The following is an 18,687-nucleotide window of genomic DNA, read 5'->3' on the forward strand; positions in this document are numbered from 1 at the left end:
TTCAGCCCAAGGCTTGCCAATGCCCAAATCTGTTGACCGTATTCCGCCAATGCCGCGTATACAGGCACTTGACCCGAAAAGCTCCGAACAGAGCTGGGAAAGTGCCCCGCAATTGTTGGCCGCGCTCAACGGCGCGCGCTTGGGTGCGTGGTATTGGGACATCGAGCGCGGAAAGATCAGTTGGTCCCGGGGCACGCAGGCGCTGTTCGGCTTCGATCCCCGCAAACCGTTGCCATCGGATCTGGAATACCTCGACTTGCTGCCTCCGGAGGATCGTGCGAAAACCGTTCGCGCGTTCCACGCAGTCATCGCTGGCGCACCGCTGGAGCAAGCGATGCATCACCGCATCCGCTGGCCCGATGGCAGCCTGCACTGGCTGGAAATCAGCGGCAGCCTGTTACCGGACAAGCACGGCCGGCCACGGATGATCGGTGTGATCCGCGAGATTACCCACCAGCGCCAGCGCGAACAGGCGTTGAGCAGCTCGGAAAAACGCTTCGCCACCCTGTTCCACCTGTGCCCCAACATGGTCCTGCTGACCCGCCAGGAAGACGGCCTGATCACCGAAGCCAACCAGTATTTCGAAAGCCTGTTCGGCTGGCCGGTGCAAAACGCGATCGGCCGCACCACCCTGGAACTGGGCCTGTGGGTGCATCCCGAACAACGGGCCGAACTGGTCAAGGCCACCAAAGCCAAAGGCGACCTGGTCAGCATGGAAGTGCAGTTTCGCGCCAGCAATGGCCAGGTCCACGACGGCATCCTCAGTGCGCAAAAGGTCGAGCTCGAAGGCCAACCCTATCTACTGAGCACGTTCCTTGACACCACCGAGCGCAAAGTCGCCGAACAGGCCCTAAAGGACAGCCAGGAACGCCTCGACCTGGCACTGGACTCGGCGCAACTCGGCACCTGGGACTGGCACATTCCCAGCGGCATGCTCTACGGATCGGCACGGGCCGCCCAACTGCACGGTCTGGACGCCAAGCCCTTCCACGAGTCCTTCGACGAGTTCTTCGAAGGCGTGCCCGGCGAAGAACGCGACACCATGCGCGACGCTTACCGCAGTCTGCGTGAAGGCCCGGCCGGCAACTATCAATTGACCTACCGCGTGCAATTGCCCGACGGCACCTCGCGCTATCTGGAAAGCCGTGCCCGCCTCTACCGCGATGACAACGGTGTGCCGGTGCGTATGGCCGGCACCTTGCTCGACATCACTGATCAGGTGGAACGCGAACAACGGCTGGTGGCCTCCGAAGAGAAATTCGCCACGCTGTTCCAGGTCAGCCCCGATCCGATCTGCGTCACCCGCCAGGACTCCGGCCAGTTCATTGAAATCAACTCCAGCTTCACCCAGACCTTCGGCTGGAGCACCGCCGATGTGATCGGCCGCAGCGCCGACGAAATCGGCCTGTGGGACGCTTCGGCGAAAAGCCTGCGACGAATCGAACAAGTGATCCGCGAACAAGGCCTGAACAACGTGGCCATTCTGGTCCAGCACAAGGAAGGACAGACCCTGACTTGTGTGATTTCCAGCCGCCAGATCAGCGTCGGCGACCAGCCCTGCATCGTCACCACCCTGCGCGATATCACCCAGCAACAGCGCTCGGAAGCGGCGCTCAAGGCCAGTGAAGAGAAATTCGCCAAGGCGTTCCACTCCAGCCCCGACGCCATCACCATCACCGAGCGCGACACCGGACGCTATCTGGAGGTCAACGACGGCTTCTGCCGCCTGACCGGCTACCGCGCCGAGGAGGTGGTGGGCCGCACGGTGTACCAGGTCGGGATTTGGGCCGAAGAAAAACAACGCTCGGCGCTGCTGGCCGAATTGCAGATCAAGGGACGGGTTCATCACCAGGAAATGCTCGGGCGCAACAAGCGCGGCGAACTGCTCACCGTCGAAGTCTCGGTGGAACCGATCACCCTCAATGAAACCGCCTGCCTGCTGCTGACCGCGCGCGACGTCAGCCTGCTGAAAAACGCCGAAGCGCAGATTCGCCACCTGGCCTACCACGACCCACTGACCAATCTGCCCAATCGCGCCCTGCTGATGGACCGCCTGAGTCAGCAGATCGCTCTGCTCAAACGGCATAACCTGCGTGGCGCGCTGATGTTCCTCGACCTCGACCACTTCAAGCACATCAACGACTCCCTCGGGCACCCGGTGGGCGATACCGTGCTGAAAATCATCACCGCACGCCTGGAGGCCAGCGTGCGCATGGAAGATACCGTTGCGCGCCTGGGCGGTGACGAATTCGTGGTGCTGCTCAGCGGTCTCGAAGGCTCGCGCAGCGAGGTCAGCGATCAGGTTCGCCAACTGGCCGACACCATCCGCGAGCTGCTGTCCGAACCGATGTTCCTCGATGGCCAGCGACTGCAAGTGACACCCAGCATCGGCATTGCGCTGATCCCCGATCACGGCTCGACCCCGACCGACCTGCTCAAGCGCGCCGACATCGCGCTCTATCGCGCCAAGGACTCGGGTCGCAATACCACGCAGATGTACCACAACACCATGCAGAAGGCCGCGAGCGAACGCCTGCGCATGGAAACCGACTTGCGCCTGGCCCTTTCCCGGGGCGAGTTTCGCGTGCATTACCAACCCCAGGTCGACGCCCGGGGCGACCGCATCGTCGGCGCCGAGGCCCTGGTGCGCTGGAATCATCCAGAGCTCGGCGCGCAGTCACCCACCGAGTTCATCAAGGTGCTGGAAGACAGCGGACTGATTCTTGAGGTCGGTACCTGGATCCTCGACGAAGCCTGCCAGGCCTTCAAACGGTTGATCGACGACGGCCTGGTGAATCCGTACAAATTCAGCCTGTGCGTGAACATCAGCCCGCGCCAGTTCCGCCAGAACGATTTCGTCGAACGTGTCGAAAACAGCCTGAACACCTATGGCCTGCCCTGCTCCCTGTTGAAACTGGAAATCACCGAAGGCATCGTGATCCAGAACCTGGAAGACACTATCAGCAAAATGCGCCGCCTGAAAAAACTCGGTGTGAGCTTCGCCATGGACGACTTCGGCACTGGCTACTCCTCGCTGACCTACCTCAAGCGCTTGCCGGTCGACACCCTGAAAATCGACAAGTCTTTCATCCGCGACGCCACCAGCGACCCGAACGACGCCGAGATCATCCGCGCCATCGTCGCCATGGCCCACAGCCTGGATTTGAAAGTGATAGCCGAAGGGGTGGAAACGGCGGAGCAGCTTGAGTTCCTGCAGGGGCTAGAGTGTCACTTCTACCAAGGGTATTTGCACAGCCTGCCGTTGCCGGTGGAGGAGTTTCAAAAACTGCTGAAGTGACAGGCACAAAAAAGGGCGCCAATGGCGCCCTTCTTCTTGCTCCGACTCAGTGTTGCAGAGCCGGCTTTTGCGTCCCGTTGATCGGGATGCGCTTGGCTTTCGCCTCTTCCGGAATCACCCGTAGCAGGTCGATGCTCAACAGACCGTTGCTCAGGCCGGCAGCCTTGATCTCGATGTGGTCCGCCAGACGGAAGGACAGCTTGAACGCACGCTGGGCAATGCCCTGATACAGATAAGTGACGTCTTCGTTCGCGTCGCGCTTACCGCCACTGATGGTCAGCACACCTTTCTCGACTTCGAGCTCCAGATCTTCTTCCTGGAAACCGGCCGCGGCAATTACGATGCGGTATTGATCGTCGCCGTGTTTCTCCACGTTATAGGGTGGATAGCTGCTGCCTGGCTCGTTGCGCAGGGCGGTCTCGAACAGGTCGTTGAAACGGTCGAAACCTACCGAGGAACGGAACAGTGGGGCCAAGGATAATGTAGTAGCCATGATGCAAATCTCCTGAAAACAATCAGCAAGGTTTTTTGTCTCCGCGACCCGAATTCGGCATCGCGTAATCCTTAAATAGGGACCGCTGATTGCATTTCAAGAGATTGTTTTCTGCTTTTTTTACAAAAAATTTCAGGCCGCTTCCGCCACCGGCAGCCCCAGCAAACGCGAGACGTTATCCAGCTCGGTCTCACGACGCAGCACGGTAAAGAGCTCTACCGCCTCGGGATAATTGCGGGTCAGCATCGCCAGCCATTGCTTCAGACGGCCCGGCGACTGGCGTGGCGTCATTTGTGCCTTGGCTTGCAGCCAGAAGTCCTGGATCAGCGGCAGCAACTCGGCCCAGGTCATCTCGACCACCTCTTCACCGGCCCGCGCCGCGGCGATCTGCCGGGCGAGATCCGGGCGCGAAACCAGGCCGCGACCGAGCATGATGTCTTCCACGCCGCTGATCTCGCGGCAACGACGCCAGTCTTCGACGCTCCAGATGTCGCCATTGGCGAACACCGGCACCTTGACCACGTCCTGCACTCGCGGAATCCACTCCCAGTGTGCCGGCGGCTTGTAGCCGTCGACCTTGGTCCGCGCATGCACCACGATATGTTCGGCACCGCCTTCGGCCAGGGCCGTGGCACACACCAGCGAGACGTCCGGGCTGTCGAAGCCCAGGCGCATCTTGGCGGTGACTGGAATGTGCGCGGGGACGGCACGACGGACGTGCTCGACGATCTGGTTGAGCAGCTCGGGTTCCTTGAGCAATACCGCACCACCACGGGATTTATTGACGGTCTTGGCCGGACAGCCGAAGTTCAGGTCGATCACTTCGGAGCCCAGCTCGCAGGCCAGCGCGGCATTTTCCGCCAGGCACACAGGATCGGAACCGAGCAGTTGCACACGCAGCGGCACACCGGAGGCCGTCCGGGCACCGTTGAGCAACTCCGGACCGAACTTGTGGAAATAGGCAGGTGTGAGCAACTGGTCGTTGACCCGGATGAACTCGGTCACGCACCAGTCAATACCACCCACACGGGTCAGCACGTCGCGCAGGATGTCGTCGACCAACCCCTCCATGGGCGCCAAAGCAATTTGCATGAAAAACACACTCGAGGAAAAACGTGCGGCAGTTTACTGGATAATCGAGAGAAAGACTTACGCATACCCTTGTGGCGAGGGGGCTTGCCCCCGTTGGGTCGCGAAGCGGCCCCGGCATTTCGTCAGATAAATTGCATCGACAGGTTTTGCGACTGCTTCGCAGCCGAACGGGGGCAAGCCCCCTCGCCACAGGAACCAGTGTCAGGCCGGGGTTTGCAACGCCGGGCCATAACCCTCGATGAACTCCGCCGGCATGCGCTTGGGCTTGCCCGTGGACAGTTCGATGCAGACGAAGGTGGTCTGCGCGCGCAATAGCGTGGTGTTGTCGCTGGGACGGACCAACTGGAAGTGCCGGGTCATTTTAAGGCGCTGATCCCAATCGACGATCCAGGTCGCCAATTGCAACTCATCGTCCTCATAGGCTGCCGCCAGGTAATCGATCTCGTGCCGCACCACCGCCATCGCCCGGTCCAGCCGCCGATACTCGACCAGGTCCAGGCCAAGACGCTGGGAGTGGCGCCAGGCACAGCGTTCGAGCCAGGTCACGTAGACCGCGTTGTTCGCGTGCCCCAACCCGTCAATGTCCTCGGCGCTCACTTGCAGATCAATGATGAACGGCGTTTCCCGATCCCAGCCCATGCCCGACTCCCTGGTCAGATAATTTCGACCGGGGCAGTGTAACGGAAGCTCAGGCGGATTGGCGTGATTGCAGACTGCGCCCGGCCAGCAGTGATAACACGCCATCAATCACCCGAGGGTCGGCCAACACTCGCTGATGACCACCGTCTTTCAAACGCAACAAGCGGCTGTCGAACCAGGCTTCATGGATCAGCTGGGATTCCTTCACAGAGACAAAGTTGTCGTCTTCGGCGTGGACAATCAGGCCGGGCATGTCGAGTTGATAGTGCGCGACATCCAGCGTCGCGGCTCGCATGCCGACGTCTTGCTCGACCTGGCGAATGAACGCCGAGCGGGCCTTCGGTGGCAGCCCGACATAACGGGCAAAACCACGCAACACACCAAGAATCCTCGCCGGGGCCGCAATGCTGACCAGGGTTTCGGTGCGCAGGCCCAACTGGACCGCGAGCATCGCACTGGCGCCGCCCATGGAGTGGCCGATGACCGCTTGCAGGGGTGGCAGTTCGGCGGCCGCTTCCAGCATGGCGCGGGCGAACAGCACCACATTCGCCTCACTGCCCGGTGAGCGGCCGTGGGCCGGGCCATCCAGGGCCACGACCGAGTAACCGGCATCGACCAGCGCGGTGATGAGGCTGGCAAACTGCGTCGGCCGCCCTTCCCAGCCATGCATCAGCAATACTGCCGGGCCCTGACCCCAACGCAAGGCCGAGAGACCGAAACGCAGGGTGACCCGCTCGGACTTGGCCAACAGTGGCAGCTCCCAGTCACGCAGCGGCAGATCCCGTGGCGTCATGAACGCCTGTCGCATTTTGCTTGCGACCAATTTCGGGGCGAACCAGCCCAAGGTGCCATTAACGCCACGAACCCACTTTAACGTGCTCATCGCATTCTCCTCAGGCCGCAGCCTTCAGGTCAACGCACCGCCGATTTGGCGGCGCGCAGTAATCGATCGGACAACTCTCCTGGCCCCAGCGCCCGCGCCAGAGCCAGCCCACCCACCATCAAGGCCATGTCGGCCAGGGCTTTTTCGGTTTCTTCAGGGCTGGCCGCCAACTGCGCGACCATCAATTCCACATGTTCATTGAGCGCGACACGAAACGCTTCCGGCAGCCGCCCCAGTTCGCCGACCGATGCCGGGATCGGACAGGCCGATTCGGAGGAATCACGGTGCTTGCGCGACAGATAGAACGCCGCCACCAGCGCGCGGCGCTCTTCGCCGGTCAACTCCGCGTCCATGTCGGCAATCAAGTCACGGCGGTGACCGAGCAATTGCCTGAACGCCTCCAGCATCATCGCGTCCTTGCTTTCGAAGTGGGCGTAGAAGCCGCCGACCGTCAGGCCCGCCGCGCCCATCACTTCGCCCACGCTTGGCTCGGCCGGGCCGCGCTGAATCAGCGCTGCGCTGGCAGCCTTGAGGATGCGTTCGCGGGTTTGGGCTTTTTTATCGTTCATCGTTGCCTCCGAATATTACGATTGAAATATTATTCTCATAATAAATTTTAGCAAGTCATGGGCGTGACCGCTGGTCTGAAGAACAGTTTTTTTGGAAATTTTGGAAATGGAGGAATTTGGCCAAACGCCAGACAAACAAAAGGGCCATTCAATAATTGAATGACCCTTATAAATCCCGCAGAGCGGGTAATCGTGGCGTCCCCTAGGGGACTCGAACCCCTGTTACCGCCGTGAAAGGGCGGTGTCCTAGGCCACTAGACGAAGGGGACACAAACCCTTCTATACAACTGATCAGTGCTGAGTGCTGATCGATTCAAGGCCGGTGTGGCCAGACCTTGAACTGTAAAATTGGTGGAGCTAAGCGGGATCGAACCGCTGACCTCCTGCATGCCATGCAGGCGCTCTCCCAGCTGAGCTATAGCCCCGGATTTTTCGCCTCGCGGCGGAGCGACATCTTGCAACATCGCTTCTGTAAAACTGGCGTCCCCTAGGGGACTCGAACCCCTGTTACCGCCGTGAAAGGGCGGTGTCCTAGGCCACTAGACGAAGGGGACGCAAACCCTTCTATACAACTGATCAACGCTGAGTGTTGATCGCTTCAAGGCCGGTGTGGCCAGACCTTGAAGTGTAAATTGGTGGAGCTAGACGGGATCGAACCGTCGACCTCTTGCATGCCATGCAAGCGCTCTCCCAGCTGAGCTATAGCCCCTCATCGTTGATGTCATCGCTGAGGACGGGGCGAATCTTAAGGGCGTATCGAAAGCCTGTCAAACTTATTTTTCAAAAAAATTAAAATTTTTTGCCGACATAACAATCACTTACCGCCCTCCCCCCCGAAAAATCGGGGTCTGAGGACCACTGCGCGCCCAACGACGGGCACACACAATGGCCATCAGCCCTTCATCAATCGCTTCAGGCAATCGCGCCCAACAGCTTTTCCCACTCCTTGTTTTCTTTCTTCGACACGCCGCCCAGCAGGTCAATGGCCTGGCGCAGACGGAAACGGGTCAGGTCCGGCCCGAGGATTTCCATCGCATCGAGCACCGACACCGAGCTGGCCTGGCCAGTGATCGCAGCGAACATCAGCGGCATGGCATCACGCAGCTTCAGCTCCAGGGATTCGACCACCGCCTGAATGGTCGCGGTGATGCTGTCCTTTTCCCACTGACGCAGGCTTTCGAGCTTCCACAGGATCAACTGCATCAACTGACGAACCTGATCACCCGACAGCTTCTTCGATTCGAACAACTTCGCATCCGGGTTCACGCCACCGGCAAAGAAGAACCCGGCCAGCGGTGCCACCTGGCTGAAGGTTTCGACCCGGCCCTGTACGTGCGGTGCGATCTTCATCATGTATTCGGAATTGAACGCCCACTTCTGCACGCGCGCGGCGAACTCTTCCACCGGCAGGTCGCGCAGCCACTGGCCGTTGAGCCACGACAGCTTCTCGATGTCGAAGATCGGCCCGCCGAGGGACACGCGCTTGAGGTCGAAGTTGTCGACCATTTCCTGCAGCGAGAACTTCTCGCGCTCGTCCGGCATCGACCAGCCCATGCGACCCAGGTAGTTGAGCATCGCTTCCGGCATGAAGCCCATGCGCTCGTAGAACGTCACCGAGGTCGGGTTCTTGCGCTTGGACAGCTTGCTCTTGTCCGGGTTACGCAGCAGCGGCATATAGCACAGCTCCGGTTGTTCCCATCCGAAGTATTCGTAAAGCAGGATCAGCTTCGGTGCCGATGGCAGCCATTCTTCGCCACGCAATACGTGGGTGATGCCCATCAGGTGGTCGTCGACCACGTTGGCCAGGAAGTAGGTCGGCAGGCCGTCGGTCTTCATCAGGACTTGCATGTCCATGCGGTCCCACGGGATTTCAACGTCACCGCGCAACATGTCCGGCACCACGCAAACGCCTTCGCTCGGTACTTTCATGCGGATAACGTGGGGCTCGCCAGCGGCCAGGCGACGGTCGACTTCTTCCTTGGACAGCAGCAGCGCGCGGCCGTCATAACGCGGGGTTTCGCCGCGAGCCATCTGCTCGGCACGCATCTGGTCCAGCTCTTCGGCGGTGCAGAAGCACGGGAAGGCATGGCCCATTTCGACCAGTTGCTGGCAATACTTCTGGTAAATGTCGCCGCGCTCGCTTTGACGGTACGGACCGTGCGGGCCGCCGACATCCGGGCCTTCGCTCCAGTCGATCCCGAGCCAGCGCAAGGCGTCGAAAATCTGCTGTTCGGACTCGCGGGTCGAACGCAGCTGGTCAGTGTCTTCGATCCGCAGGATGAACTCACCGCCGTGCTGCTTGGCAAAGCAGTAGTTGAACAAGGCGATATAGGCGGTACCTACGTGGGGATCCCCGGTAGGCGATGGCGCGATGCGAGTGCGGACGGTGGTCATGGCATGTCTCGAAAAGAATAAAAGCGAAGTTCAAACAAGGCGCGAATGGTAACAGGCGACACCCGCCCGGCTCCAGTGAACAGGGCATTTAAGCCAAGGTTGCGTCTGTAACGCCCGTACAGGGAGGTGAATGGCCGAAAATCAGCCGACAGCATTTACCGCTTATCGGCTGTATGCCAGATTTGCCCGCTGATAACTTCTCTTACAATTTCTCGACTACAGTTTGCCCCATGCCTGCCCAACTCAAGCGTCGCCTCTTCTCGTTCCTGCTGATTGTCCTGTTGATTGCCGGGGGCCTGTTTGCCCATTGGCTCTTGAAGGGGCGCTTTTATGAAAGCACCGACAACGCTTATGTCCAGGGCGAGATCACCCGCGTGTCGAGCCAATTGGGCGCGCGTATTGATCAGGTGCTGGTGCAGGACAACCAGCATGTCGAGAAAGGCCAGTTACTGGTCAAACTCGAAGGCGACGACTTCCGCCTCGCTGTCGACCGCGCCAATGCCGTCCTGGCCACCCGCCAGGCCGAACGCCTGCAAGCCCAGAGTAAACTGACCCAGCAGGCCAGCCTGATTGCCGCCAGCGAAGCGCAGGTCGCGTCCAGCCAGGCCAGCCTGGGTCGCTCGCAGATCGACCTGACCCGCGCCGAGACCTTGCGCAAACCCGGCTATATCTCGGAAGAACGGGTGACCACCCTCTCCGCCGACAACCACATCGCACGCTCGCAAGTGGCCAAGGCCCAGGCCGACGCGCAAAGCCAGCGCCAGCAGGTCAATGCGCTGAATGCAGAGATCAAACGCCTCGACGCGCAGATCGCCAACGCCAAAACCGACCTGGCCCAGGCCGAACTGAACCTGACCCGCAGCGAAATCCATGCCCCCATCAGCGGCCTGATCGGCCAGCGTGCAGCCCGCGAAGGCCAATATGTGCAGGCCGGCGCTTACCTGTTGTCGATCGTGCCGGACGAAGACATCTGGATTCAGGCCAATTTCAAGGAAACCCAGATTGGCCACATGCAACCCGGCCAGGAAGCCGAACTGACCTTCGACGCCTACAGCGACACCCCGATCAAAGCCAGGGTCGACAGCCTGTTCGCCGCCTCGGGCGCGCAGTTCAGCCTGTTGCCGCCGGACAATGCCACGGGCAACTTCACCAAAGTCGTACAACGGATTCCGGTCAAACTGACCTTCGCCGCGGACAATCCGCTGCGCGGCAAGATCCGCCCGGGCATGTCGGTCACCGCCAAGGTGAACATCAAGGACGCCCCTGAAGAAATCACCCCCAAAGTGAGCCACAAAGACGCCCCTGACGATGGCCGGTGATCAACTGATCCGCCCGGTCGGCGAACCGACCCGGCGGGACTGGATTGCGGTGATGAGCGTAATGCTCGGTGCGTTCATGGCGGTGCTGGACATCCAGATCACCAACTCCTCGCTCAAGGACATCCAGGGTGCACTGTCGGCGACCCTGGAAGAAGGTTCGTGGATTTCCACCTCGTACCTGGTGGCGGAAATCATCATGATCCCGCTCACCGCCTGGCTCGTGCAGTTGCTGTCAGCCCGGCGCCTGGCGGTCTGGGTGTCCCTCGGATTCCTGGTCGCGTCCCTGCTCTGCTCCATGGCGTGGAGCCTGGAAAGCATGATTGTGTTCCGCGCCCTGCAAGGCTTTACCGGTGGCGCGCTGATTCCGCTGGCGTTCACTCTGACCCTGATCAAGCTCCCGGAACACCACCGCGCCAAAGGCATGGCCATGTTCGCCATGACCGCCACCTTCGCGCCCTCCATCGGCCCGACCCTCGGCGGCTGGCTGACGGAAAACTGGGGCTGGGAATACATTTTCTACATCAACATCCCGCCTGGCCTGATCATGATCGCCGGCCTGATGTACGGTCTGGAGAAAAAAGAAGCCCACTGGGAATTGCTGAAAAGCACCGACTACGCCGGCATTCTCACCCTCGGCGTCGGACTCGGTTGCTTGCAGGTGTTTCTGGAGGAAGGCCATCGCAAGGACTGGCTGGAATCGAGCCTGATCGTAACCCTGGGCAGCATCGCACTGGTCAGCCTGATCAGCTTTGTGATCGTGCAGACCTCCAAACCCAATCCGCTGATCAACCTCGGCATCCTGCGCAATCGCAACTTTGGCTTATCAAGCATTTCCAGTGTCGGGATGGGGGTCGGGCTGTACGGCTCGATCTACCTGTTGCCGCTGTACCTGGCGCAGATCCAGAACTACAACGCCCTGCAGATCGGCGAAGTGATCATGTGGATGGGCGTGCCACAGCTGTTTCTGATTCCGCTGGTGCCCAAGTTGATGAAATACGTCTCGCCCAAATGGCTGTGCACACTGGGCTTCGGGCTATTCGGGTTGGCGAGTTTCTCTTCGGGCGTGTTGAACCCGGACTTTGCCGGACCGCAGTTCAACCAGATCCAGATCATCCGCGCCCTGGGCCAACCACTGATCATGGTCACCATCTCGCTGATCGCCACCGCCTACATCCTGCCCCAGGATGCGGGATCGGCCTCGAGCCTGTTCAACATCCTGCGCAACCTCGGCGGCGCCATCGGCATCGCCCTGCTCGCCACGCTGCTGGATGCGCGGACCAAGGTTTACTTTGATTACCTGCGTGAATCCATCGTGCCGAGTAATCCGCAGGTCGCTGAACGGATCGCCTCACTGGCTGACCGGCTGGGCAATGAAACGGCAGCCCTGGGCAAACTCAGCGAAATCGCCCACCAGCAGGCGTCGATCATGGCCTACAACGATGCGTTTCATTTTGTCGGGATTGCGTTGGGGATCAGCATGGTGGCGGTGTTGCTGACCAAGAAGTTGCCGGAGGGGTTGAAGGCTGGGGAAGCACACTAATTGATACTTGCAGCGCCCTGACCGGCCTCATCGCGAGCAAGCTCGCTCCCACAGGGATCACACCGAACCTTGTGGGAGCGAGCTTGCTCGCGATGAGGCCAGTTCAGACACTACAAATCAAACAGTAATCAACCGCTCGCGCAACTTGCCAATCTCATCGCGCATCTGCGCCGCCGCTTCAAACTCCAGATCGCGCGCCAACGCATACATCTTCTCTTCCAGGGCCTTGATACGCTTGGCGATCTCGCCCGGCGAGCGCAACTCCGCTTCGTATTTGGCGTTCTCTTCCGCAGCCTTGGCCATGCCCTTGCGCTTCTTGCTGCGCGAACCCGGCACGGTGGCGCCTTCCATGATGTCGGCGACGTCCTTGAACACACCTTTGGGGGTGATGCCGTTGGCCAGGTTGAAGGCGATCTGCTTGTCGCGACGGCGCTCGGTTTCGCCGATCGCGCGCTCCATGGAACCAGTAATCCGGTCGGCATACAGAATCGCCCGGCCATTAAGGTTACGTGCCGCACGCCCGATGGTCTGGATCAGTGAGCGCTCGGAACGCAGGAAACCTTCCTTGTCGGCATCGAGGATCGCCACCAGCGACACTTCCGGCATATCCAGGCCTTCGCGCAGCAGGTTGATCCCCACCAGCACATCGAAAGTACCCAGGCGCAGATCACGGATGATCTCGACCCGCTCCACGGTGTCGATGTCCGAGTGCAAATAGCGCACGCGCACACCGTGATCGGCCAAATAATCAGTCAAGTCTTCGGCCATGCGCTTGGTCAGCGTCGTGACCAGCACTCGCTCTTCCAGAGCGACGCGCTTGGTGATTTCCGACAGCAAGTCGTCGACCTGGGTCAGTGCCGGGCGAATCTCGATTTGTGGGTCCACCAGCCCGGTCGGGCGCACCACCATGTCAATGACGCGGCCAGCATGTTCGGCCTCGTAGTTGCCCGGGGTCGCCGAGACGAAAATCGTCTGCGGGCTGATGCTTTCCCACTCATCGAAACGCATCGGCCGGTTATCCAGCGCCGAAGGCAGGCGGAAACCGTATTCCACCAGCGTCTCTTTACGCGAACGGTCGCCCTTGTACATTGCACCGACCTGCGGAACGCTGACGTGGGACTCGTCGATCACCAGCAAAGCATCGGCAGGCAGGTAATCGTAAAGGGTTGGAGGTGCCGCGCCGGCTTCGCGGCCGGACAGATAGCGCGAGTAGTTTTCGATGCCGTTGCAGTAACCCAGCTCGAGGATCATCTCCAGGTCGAAACGGGTGCGCTGCTCCAGGCGCTGGGCTTCCACCAGTTTGTTGTTGGAGCGCAGGTATTCCAGACGCTCCTGCAACTCGACCTTGATGCCCTCGACCGCGCCCATCAGGGTTTCCCGTGGCGTCACGTAGTGGCTCTTCGGGTAGAAGGTGAAGCGCGGCAGTTTGCGAATGACTTCGCCGGTGAGCGGATCGAACGCCGACAGGCTTTCCACTTCATCGTCGAACAGCTCGATGCGGATCGCCTCGAAGTCGGATTCCGCCGGGTGGATATCGATCACATCGCCACGCACGCGGAAGGTCGCACGGGCAAAATCCATGTCGTTGCGGGTGTATTGCAGGTCAGCCAGGCGTCGCAGCAATTCGCGCTGGTCGAGCCGGTCGCCGCGATCCACGTGCAACACCATTTTCAAATAGGTTTCCGGGCTGCCCAGACCGTAGATGCACGACACCGTGGTGACGATGATCGCGTCCTTGCGCTCGAGCAATGCCTTGGTCGCCGACAAACGCATCTGCTCGATGTGGTCGTTGATCGACGCATCCTTCTCAATGAAGGTGTCCGAGGACGGCACATAGGCTTCCGGCTGGTAGTAGTCGTAGTAGGAAACGAAATACTCCACCGCGTTGTTCGGGAAGAACGCCTTGAACTCCCCGTACAACTGCGCCGCCAGGGTCTTGTTCGGCGCCAGCACCAGGGTCGGGCGCTGCACCTGGGCGATCACGTTGGCGATGCTGAAGGTCTTGCCCGAGCCGGTCACACCGAGCAGCGTCTGGTGCGCCAGCCCGGCTTCGATGCCCTCGACCATCAGGCGGATGGCTTCCGGCTGATCGCCGGCGGGCTCGAAACGGGTGACTAGCTGGAATTCAGACATGAAATACCTCTGGATCACTCTTGCCGGCAAAACCGGCACGAACGAGAAAGACCGCAAACGACCGATGTCGCCCGAGGAAAAAACTGGATTGTGCTCAATGTGGAGCCGATTGCCAGCGCTTTCAAGGCAAACGTCCTACATCGCGCAAAACCTTTGCCGACGCCTTTCGACTAACGGTCGCAAAATAATCGGAAAAACTTACCTTAAAAGCCGAATAGCCTGTCGCCATTGATCGCGGATGGCCTCTATACTAGCTCCCCGTTTGTGCACCGCTCTAGTGCATTCGGCTGGAGCGCGACACGTCCCTCCACACTCCATTCAGAGCCGCCGCAATAATGAGCCTGTTCTCCGCTGTCGAAATGGCACCACGCGATCCAATCCTGGGCCTCAACGAAGCATTCAACGCCGATACCCGGACCAACAAAGTCAACCTGGGGGTCGGTGTTTACTGCAACGAGGAGGGGCGAATTCCACTCCTGCGCGCCGTTGTCGAAGCCGAAACCATTCGCGCCGCTCAACACGTTTCCCGTGGCTACCTGCCAATCGACGGCATCGCCGCCTACGACCAGGCCGTGCAAAAGCTGCTGTTCGGCAATGACTCGCCGCTGATCGCTGCCGGCCGTGTAATCACCACCCAGGCCGTTGGCGGTACTGGCGCACTGAAAATCGGTGCCGACTTCCTCAAGCAACTGCTGCCGAACGCCGTTGTGGCGATCAGCGACCCGAGCTGGGAAAACCACCGCGCGCTGTTCGAAACCGCCGGTTTCCCGGTGCAGAACTACCGTTACTACGACGCCGCGACCCACGACGTGAACCGTACCGGCATGCTGGAAGACCTGAACGCGCTGCCAAACGGCTCGATCATTGTGCTGCACGCCTGCTGCCACAACCCGACCGGCGTGGACCTGAGCCCGGCGGACTGGAAAAACGTCCTGGACGTGGTCAAAGCCAAAGGCCACGTGCCGTTCCTCGACATGGCCTACCAGGGCTTCGGCGATGGCATCGACGAAGACGCCGCTGCCGTACGCCTGTTTGCCGAGTCGGGCCTGACTTTCTTCGCCTCCAGCTCCTTCTCCAAGTCGTTCTCGCTGTACGGCGAGCGCGTGGGTGCCCTGTCGATCGTCAGCGAATCGAAAGAAGAAAGCGCGCGCGTGTTGTCGCAAGTCAAACGCGTGATCCGCACCAACTACTCCAACCCGCCGACCCACGGTGCCAGCGTTGTCGCTGCAGTGCTGAACAGCCCGGAACTGCGCGCCCAGTGGGAAGCCGAACTGGCCGAAATGCGCCTGCGCATTCGTGGCATGCGTACCCAGATGGTCGACCTGCTGGCACAAAAAGCGCCTCAGCGCGATTTCAGCTTCGTCGGTCGTCAGTGCGGCATGTTCTCCTACTCCGGCCTGACGGTTGAGCAAGTTCACCGCCTGCGCAACGAGTTCGGCATCTACGCCCTGGACACCGGCCGCATCTGCGTGGCCGCGTTGAACCAGAGCAACATCAAGGTTGTGACGGACGCTATCGTCCAAGTCATCTGATGACACCTTGAAATGAAAAACGGGAAGCCATGTGGCTTCCCGTTTTTTATTTGTCACAGATAATTCTCAACGCAACGACCCAGCCCTCTAAACTCCACACAAGTCAAAATGTGGGAGCGGGCTTGCTCGCGAAGACGGCAGTACATTCAATACTTGTACAACCTGACCCACCGCTTTCGCGAGCAAGCCCGCTCCCACAGGATTTATGTACTAAGCATTCCCGAGAACCCATATGAAAAACGATGACCTGCGCGCCGACCGCGATGACCTGGATGACCTGGATCACTTCACCCCCCGCGCCCCGGCAAAACGCGGCAACAACCTGGTGATGCAAGTGGCCGCCGGTGTGTTTCTCGGCGGCCTGGCCCTGTGGCTGGTGCAATTGGGTGCCACGGCGCTCTACGCCAAACTGATGCTTGGCACGATTACCTTCGGCGGTTAAGCCAGTTCGGTCGCACGCTGGCTGGCAGCGTCGTCGTAGGCGACGTATAGCGATTCAGCGACCTGGCTCTTGATCGCTTTAGTGCTTTCCAGGCCCAGGACAAAACCTTCGGCCTTGCCGCCAGCACGGTTCAATGCTTCAGCGGTGCCGGCCTGAGTGATGGCGTCGAACAACTTTTCGGCGTGAGGGCCGACACCTTTGGGCAGGCTGATCAGAGAGATGCTCATGGGTGCACCCCGTGGTGTCGAGGTGTGAGGGTCAAATGATTCATGGCGCGTACCTTTTCGGCGAATGGCCGGCAGCGCGTGTCACCACTTCCGGGCGGCCATGGTAGACCTCTGGGGCGATCCTGGTAACCGCCAATCGCCGCCAAACCACCGTCCGTCCCGATGATTCGCTCCAATTGTTATTCAATGCTTGACTTCTCTTTTTGAATCAGTAAGATACGCGCCATTCCGCGATAGCTCAGTTGGTAGAGCAAGTGACTGTTAATCACTGGGTCCCTGGTTCGAGTCCAGGTCGTGGAGCCAGACAGCAACATCGAAAAGCCCCTGAATCGAAAGATCCAGGGGCTTTTTTGTGGTCGATTGAAAAGCCAACGCCTGAAAAGCAAAAAGCCGATCTGTCTATTCGACAGATCGGCTTTTTTCAGTTGCCGTGAACGTCAGACATGCTCACTGCTTTTCGTGTGGACCGCCCGTGGTTCCGCCACGCCGTGTTCCGATTCCAGCACCGGAATCTCCTTGCCGTCGCAATCGTGCAGTTTACCGTCACTGAAGTAGTCCCCTTCACGCAACGCCGCCAGATCCTGATAACGCAGCACCCGCTCGGTACCGGCCGCAAACACCGATTGCTGGTCGGAGTTACCGGCAGTCAGATGGTTGAAGGTCAGGTTCAGCACGATGGCCATGATTGCCGAAGAACTGATGCCCGAATGGAAAATGGTCGCGAACCAGCTCGGGAAGTGATCGTAGAAGCTAGGTGCCGCGATCGGGATCATGCCGAAGCCAATCGAGGTCGCGACGATGATCAGGTTGACGTTGTTGCGGTAGTCGACCTTGGACAAGGTCCGAATGCCGCTGGCCGCGACGGTACCGAACAGCACGATGCCAGCGCCACCCAATACGGAGGTCGGTACGGCGGCGATGACCCGGCCCATGAAGGGCAGCAGACCGAGGATCACCAGGAACAGACCGCCGGTTGCCACCACGTAGCGGCTCTTGATGCCGGTGACCGCCACCAGACCGACGTTCTGGGCGAAGGCGCTCTGGGTGAAGGAACCGAAGATCGGCGCGAACATGCTCGACAGCATGTCGGCGCGCAGACCGTTGCCCAGGCGCTTGGAGTCAACCTTGGTGCCGATGATCTCGCCGACGGCCAGAATGTCCGCCGAGGTCTCCACCAGCGTCACCATCACCACGATGCACATCGACAGGATCGCAGCAAAGTGAAAGGTCGGCATGCCGAAGTGGAACGGCGTCGGGAAGCCGAACATCGGGCCCTGGGTTACGGACGAGAAATCCGCCATGCCAAGGAACACCGCGATCACCGTACCAATGACCATGGCCAACAGAATCGACAGGCGAGAGATGGTCGCACTGCCGATTTTGCTCAGCAGCAGTACCAGCACCAGCGTTACCGCCGCCAGACCGATGTTCGCCGTGCTGCCGAAGTCCGGCGCATGGCTGTTGCCGCCCATTGCCCAGCGCGCGGCTACCGGCATCAGCGTCAGGCCAATGGTGGTAATCACGATGCCGGTCACCAGCGGCGGGAAGAACTTGGTGATACGCGAGAACACCGGGGTTATCAGTAACCCGATCAGGGACGCCGCTATCACCGCCCCCAGCACCGATTGAAACCCGCCCTCCCCGCCACTGCTGACAATCGCCACCATGGTCGCGACGCCGGAGAAGGATACGCCCTGCACCAGCGGCAATTGACAACCAAAAAACGGTAAACCCAGGGTTTGCAGCAGTGTTGCCAGCCCCCCCGCAAACAATGAAGCAGCAATCAACAAACCGATGTCCGCCGGCGAGAGCCCGGCCGCCTGGCCGATGATCAATGGCACCGCGACGATACCGCCATACATGGTCAGAACATGTTGCAGGCCATAAGCCATATTCGCGCCGATCCCAAGATTTTCGTCCTCGGGCCGTTGGTGTGAAACATGGGGCGTTTTCATGGAGGGGGTTCCCTGGTTTTTGTTATGCGCACACTGTATGCAAGACATAGGACAAATGTCTATAGAGTTGTATACAACTTATCAGTCACAAAATGGATACTTGTCCATTTCCGCCTGACACCCACCCTCCTGGCCACGCCAAAAACCTTGAAATACATCCCTCGCCGCCCG

The 18,687-nt window shown here is 60.0% G+C and carries 14 protein-coding genes and 5 tRNA genes; 6 read left to right on the forward strand and 13 right to left on the reverse strand.

Annotation, left to right across the window (positions count from 1 at the left end; translation table 11 throughout):
• Positions 1-19 precede the first annotated feature (19 nt).
• Complete coding sequence (locus tag AC1RDQ_RS19635; RefSeq protein WP_429521221.1) at positions 20-3,298, forward strand: PAS domain S-box protein; 3,279 nt, start codon at positions 20-22, stop codon at positions 3,296-3,298.
• A gap of 46 nt (positions 3,299-3,344) precedes the next feature.
• Here AC1RDQ_RS19635 and AC1RDQ_RS19640 read toward each other — a convergent pair whose 3' ends face one another.
• The 10 genes from AC1RDQ_RS19640 to gltX form a co-directional block, all read right to left on the reverse strand.
• On the reverse strand, positions 3,345-3,791 hold the full coding sequence (locus tag AC1RDQ_RS19640) for an Hsp20 family protein (RefSeq protein ID WP_057715580.1): 447 nt from the start codon (positions 3,789-3,791) through the stop codon (positions 3,345-3,347).
• A gap of 132 nt (positions 3,792-3,923) precedes the next feature.
• A complete protein-coding gene (locus AC1RDQ_RS19645; RefSeq protein ID WP_492587928.1) occupies positions 3,924-4,883 on the reverse strand; it encodes a tRNA dihydrouridine synthase in 960 nt (319 codons plus the stop codon).
• Positions 4,884-5,084: 201 nt separating this feature from the next.
• Complete coding sequence (locus tag AC1RDQ_RS19650) at positions 5,085-5,522, reverse strand: acyl-CoA thioesterase (protein ID WP_057715582.1); 438 nt, start codon at positions 5,520-5,522, stop codon at positions 5,085-5,087.
• 49 nt (positions 5,523-5,571) lie between these two features.
• Positions 5,572-6,405 carry an alpha/beta fold hydrolase gene (locus tag AC1RDQ_RS19655; RefSeq protein ID WP_057715583.1) on the reverse strand — a complete coding sequence of 278 codons (834 nt, stop codon included), beginning with the start codon at positions 6,403-6,405 and terminating at the stop codon, positions 5,572-5,574.
• 29 nt (positions 6,406-6,434) lie between these two features.
• Positions 6,435-6,974, reverse strand: a complete 540-nt coding sequence (locus AC1RDQ_RS19660) for a TetR/AcrR family transcriptional regulator (RefSeq protein ID WP_057715584.1) — start codon at positions 6,972-6,974, stop codon at positions 6,435-6,437.
• A gap of 193 nt (positions 6,975-7,167) precedes the next feature.
• Positions 7,168-7,243, reverse strand: a tRNA-Glu gene (locus AC1RDQ_RS19665).
• Between the two features lie 80 nt (positions 7,244-7,323).
• A tRNA-Ala gene (locus tag AC1RDQ_RS19670) sits at positions 7,324-7,399 on the reverse strand.
• A gap of 53 nt (positions 7,400-7,452) precedes the next feature.
• Positions 7,453-7,528 (reverse strand) — tRNA-Glu (locus AC1RDQ_RS19675).
• A gap of 79 nt (positions 7,529-7,607) precedes the next feature.
• A tRNA-Ala gene (locus tag AC1RDQ_RS19680) sits at positions 7,608-7,683 on the reverse strand.
• Positions 7,684-7,886: 203 nt separating this feature from the next.
• Positions 7,887-9,368 carry a glutamate--tRNA ligase gene (gene gltX / locus AC1RDQ_RS19685; RefSeq protein ID WP_057715585.1) on the reverse strand — a complete coding sequence of 494 codons (1,482 nt, stop codon included), beginning with the start codon at positions 9,366-9,368 and terminating at the stop codon, positions 7,887-7,889.
• 230 nt (positions 9,369-9,598) lie between these two features.
• Between gltX and AC1RDQ_RS19690 the strand changes: the two genes are divergently transcribed.
• Together AC1RDQ_RS19690 and AC1RDQ_RS19695 are read left to right on the forward strand one after the other, a co-directional pair.
• Positions 9,599-10,687: an HlyD family secretion protein gene (locus tag AC1RDQ_RS19690; protein WP_492587929.1), complete on the forward strand. Its 1,089-nt coding sequence runs from the start codon at positions 9,599-9,601 to the stop codon at positions 10,685-10,687.
• The gene (locus tag AC1RDQ_RS19695) at positions 10,677-12,227 is read left to right on the forward strand and encodes an MDR family MFS transporter (protein ID WP_090454206.1); all 1,551 of its coding nucleotides are present in this window, start codon (positions 10,677-10,679) and stop codon (positions 12,225-12,227) included. The genes AC1RDQ_RS19690 and AC1RDQ_RS19695 overlap by 11 nt, the downstream gene beginning before the upstream one ends.
• A 117-nt stretch (positions 12,228-12,344) precedes the next feature.
• Here AC1RDQ_RS19695 and uvrB read toward each other — a convergent pair whose 3' ends face one another.
• Positions 12,345-14,360: an excinuclease ABC subunit UvrB gene (gene uvrB, locus AC1RDQ_RS19700; RefSeq protein ID WP_057715588.1), complete on the reverse strand. Its 2,016-nt coding sequence runs from the start codon at positions 14,358-14,360 to the stop codon at positions 12,345-12,347.
• Between the two features lie 335 nt (positions 14,361-14,695).
• Between uvrB and AC1RDQ_RS19705 the strand changes: the two genes are divergently transcribed.
• Together AC1RDQ_RS19705 and AC1RDQ_RS19710 are read left to right on the forward strand one after the other, a co-directional pair.
• Positions 14,696-15,892, forward strand: coding sequence for an amino acid aminotransferase (locus AC1RDQ_RS19705; RefSeq protein ID WP_057715589.1), 1,197 nt, complete (start codon positions 14,696-14,698; stop codon positions 15,890-15,892).
• A gap of 232 nt (positions 15,893-16,124) precedes the next feature.
• Positions 16,125-16,334 carry a hypothetical protein gene (locus AC1RDQ_RS19710; protein ID WP_057715590.1) on the forward strand — a complete coding sequence of 70 codons (210 nt, stop codon included), beginning with the start codon at positions 16,125-16,127 and terminating at the stop codon, positions 16,332-16,334.
• Here AC1RDQ_RS19710 and AC1RDQ_RS19715 read toward each other — a convergent pair.
• A complete protein-coding gene (locus tag AC1RDQ_RS19715) occupies positions 16,331-16,561 on the reverse strand; it encodes a hypothetical protein (protein ID WP_057715591.1) in 231 nt (76 codons plus the stop codon). The two genes, AC1RDQ_RS19710 and AC1RDQ_RS19715, sit on opposite strands and share 4 nt — an antisense overlap.
• 227 nt (positions 16,562-16,788) lie before the next feature.
• On the opposite strand from AC1RDQ_RS19715, the gene AC1RDQ_RS19720 reads away from it, so the two are divergent.
• Positions 16,789-16,864: transfer RNA gene (locus tag AC1RDQ_RS19720), tRNA-Asn, on the forward strand.
• Positions 16,865-16,998: 134 nt separating this feature from the next.
• Here the strand turns inward: AC1RDQ_RS19720 and AC1RDQ_RS19725 are convergent.
• Complete coding sequence (locus AC1RDQ_RS19725) at positions 16,999-18,516, reverse strand: nucleobase:cation symporter-2 family protein (protein ID WP_090454202.1); 1,518 nt, start codon at positions 18,514-18,516, stop codon at positions 16,999-17,001.
• Positions 18,517-18,687 lie beyond the last annotated feature (171 nt).

The organism is Pseudomonas sp. GW823-FHT02E01 (assembly GCF_058797535.1).

What these genes read in the sequence shown, in the direction of transcription:
- AC1RDQ_RS19635 (WP_429521221.1), top strand. Translation starts at nt 20, where the DNA reads ATGCCCAAATCTGTTGACCGTATTCCGCCAATGCCGCGTATACAGGCA.
- AC1RDQ_RS19640 (WP_057715580.1), bottom strand. Translation starts at nt 3,791, where the DNA reads ATGGCTACTACATTATCCTTGGCCCCACTGTTCCGTTCCTCGGTAGGT.
- AC1RDQ_RS19645 (WP_492587928.1), bottom strand. Translation starts at nt 4,883, where the DNA reads ATGCAAATTGCTTTGGCGCCCATGGAGGGGTTGGTCGACGACATCCTG.
- AC1RDQ_RS19650 (WP_057715582.1), bottom strand. Translation starts at nt 5,522, where the DNA reads ATGGGCTGGGATCGGGAAACGCCGTTCATCATTGATCTGCAAGTGAGC.
- AC1RDQ_RS19655 (WP_057715583.1), bottom strand. Translation starts at nt 6,405, where the DNA reads ATGAGCACGTTAAAGTGGGTTCGTGGCGTTAATGGCACCTTGGGCTGG.
- AC1RDQ_RS19660 (WP_057715584.1), bottom strand. Translation starts at nt 6,974, where the DNA reads ATGAACGATAAAAAAGCCCAAACCCGCGAACGCATCCTCAAGGCTGCC.
- gltX (WP_057715585.1), bottom strand. Translation starts at nt 9,368, where the DNA reads ATGACCACCGTCCGCACTCGCATCGCGCCATCGCCTACCGGGGATCCC.
- AC1RDQ_RS19690 (WP_492587929.1), top strand. Translation starts at nt 9,599, where the DNA reads ATGCCTGCCCAACTCAAGCGTCGCCTCTTCTCGTTCCTGCTGATTGTC.
- AC1RDQ_RS19695 (WP_090454206.1), top strand. Translation starts at nt 10,677, where the DNA reads ATGGCCGGTGATCAACTGATCCGCCCGGTCGGCGAACCGACCCGGCGG.
- uvrB (WP_057715588.1), bottom strand. Translation starts at nt 14,360, where the DNA reads ATGTCTGAATTCCAGCTAGTCACCCGTTTCGAGCCCGCCGGCGATCAG.
- AC1RDQ_RS19705 (WP_057715589.1), top strand. Translation starts at nt 14,696, where the DNA reads ATGAGCCTGTTCTCCGCTGTCGAAATGGCACCACGCGATCCAATCCTG.
- AC1RDQ_RS19710 (WP_057715590.1), top strand. Translation starts at nt 16,125, where the DNA reads ATGAAAAACGATGACCTGCGCGCCGACCGCGATGACCTGGATGACCTG.
- AC1RDQ_RS19715 (WP_057715591.1), bottom strand. Translation starts at nt 16,561, where the DNA reads ATGAGCATCTCTCTGATCAGCCTGCCCAAAGGTGTCGGCCCTCACGCC.
- AC1RDQ_RS19725 (WP_090454202.1), bottom strand. Translation starts at nt 18,516, where the DNA reads ATGAAAACGCCCCATGTTTCACACCAACGGCCCGAGGACGAAAATCTT.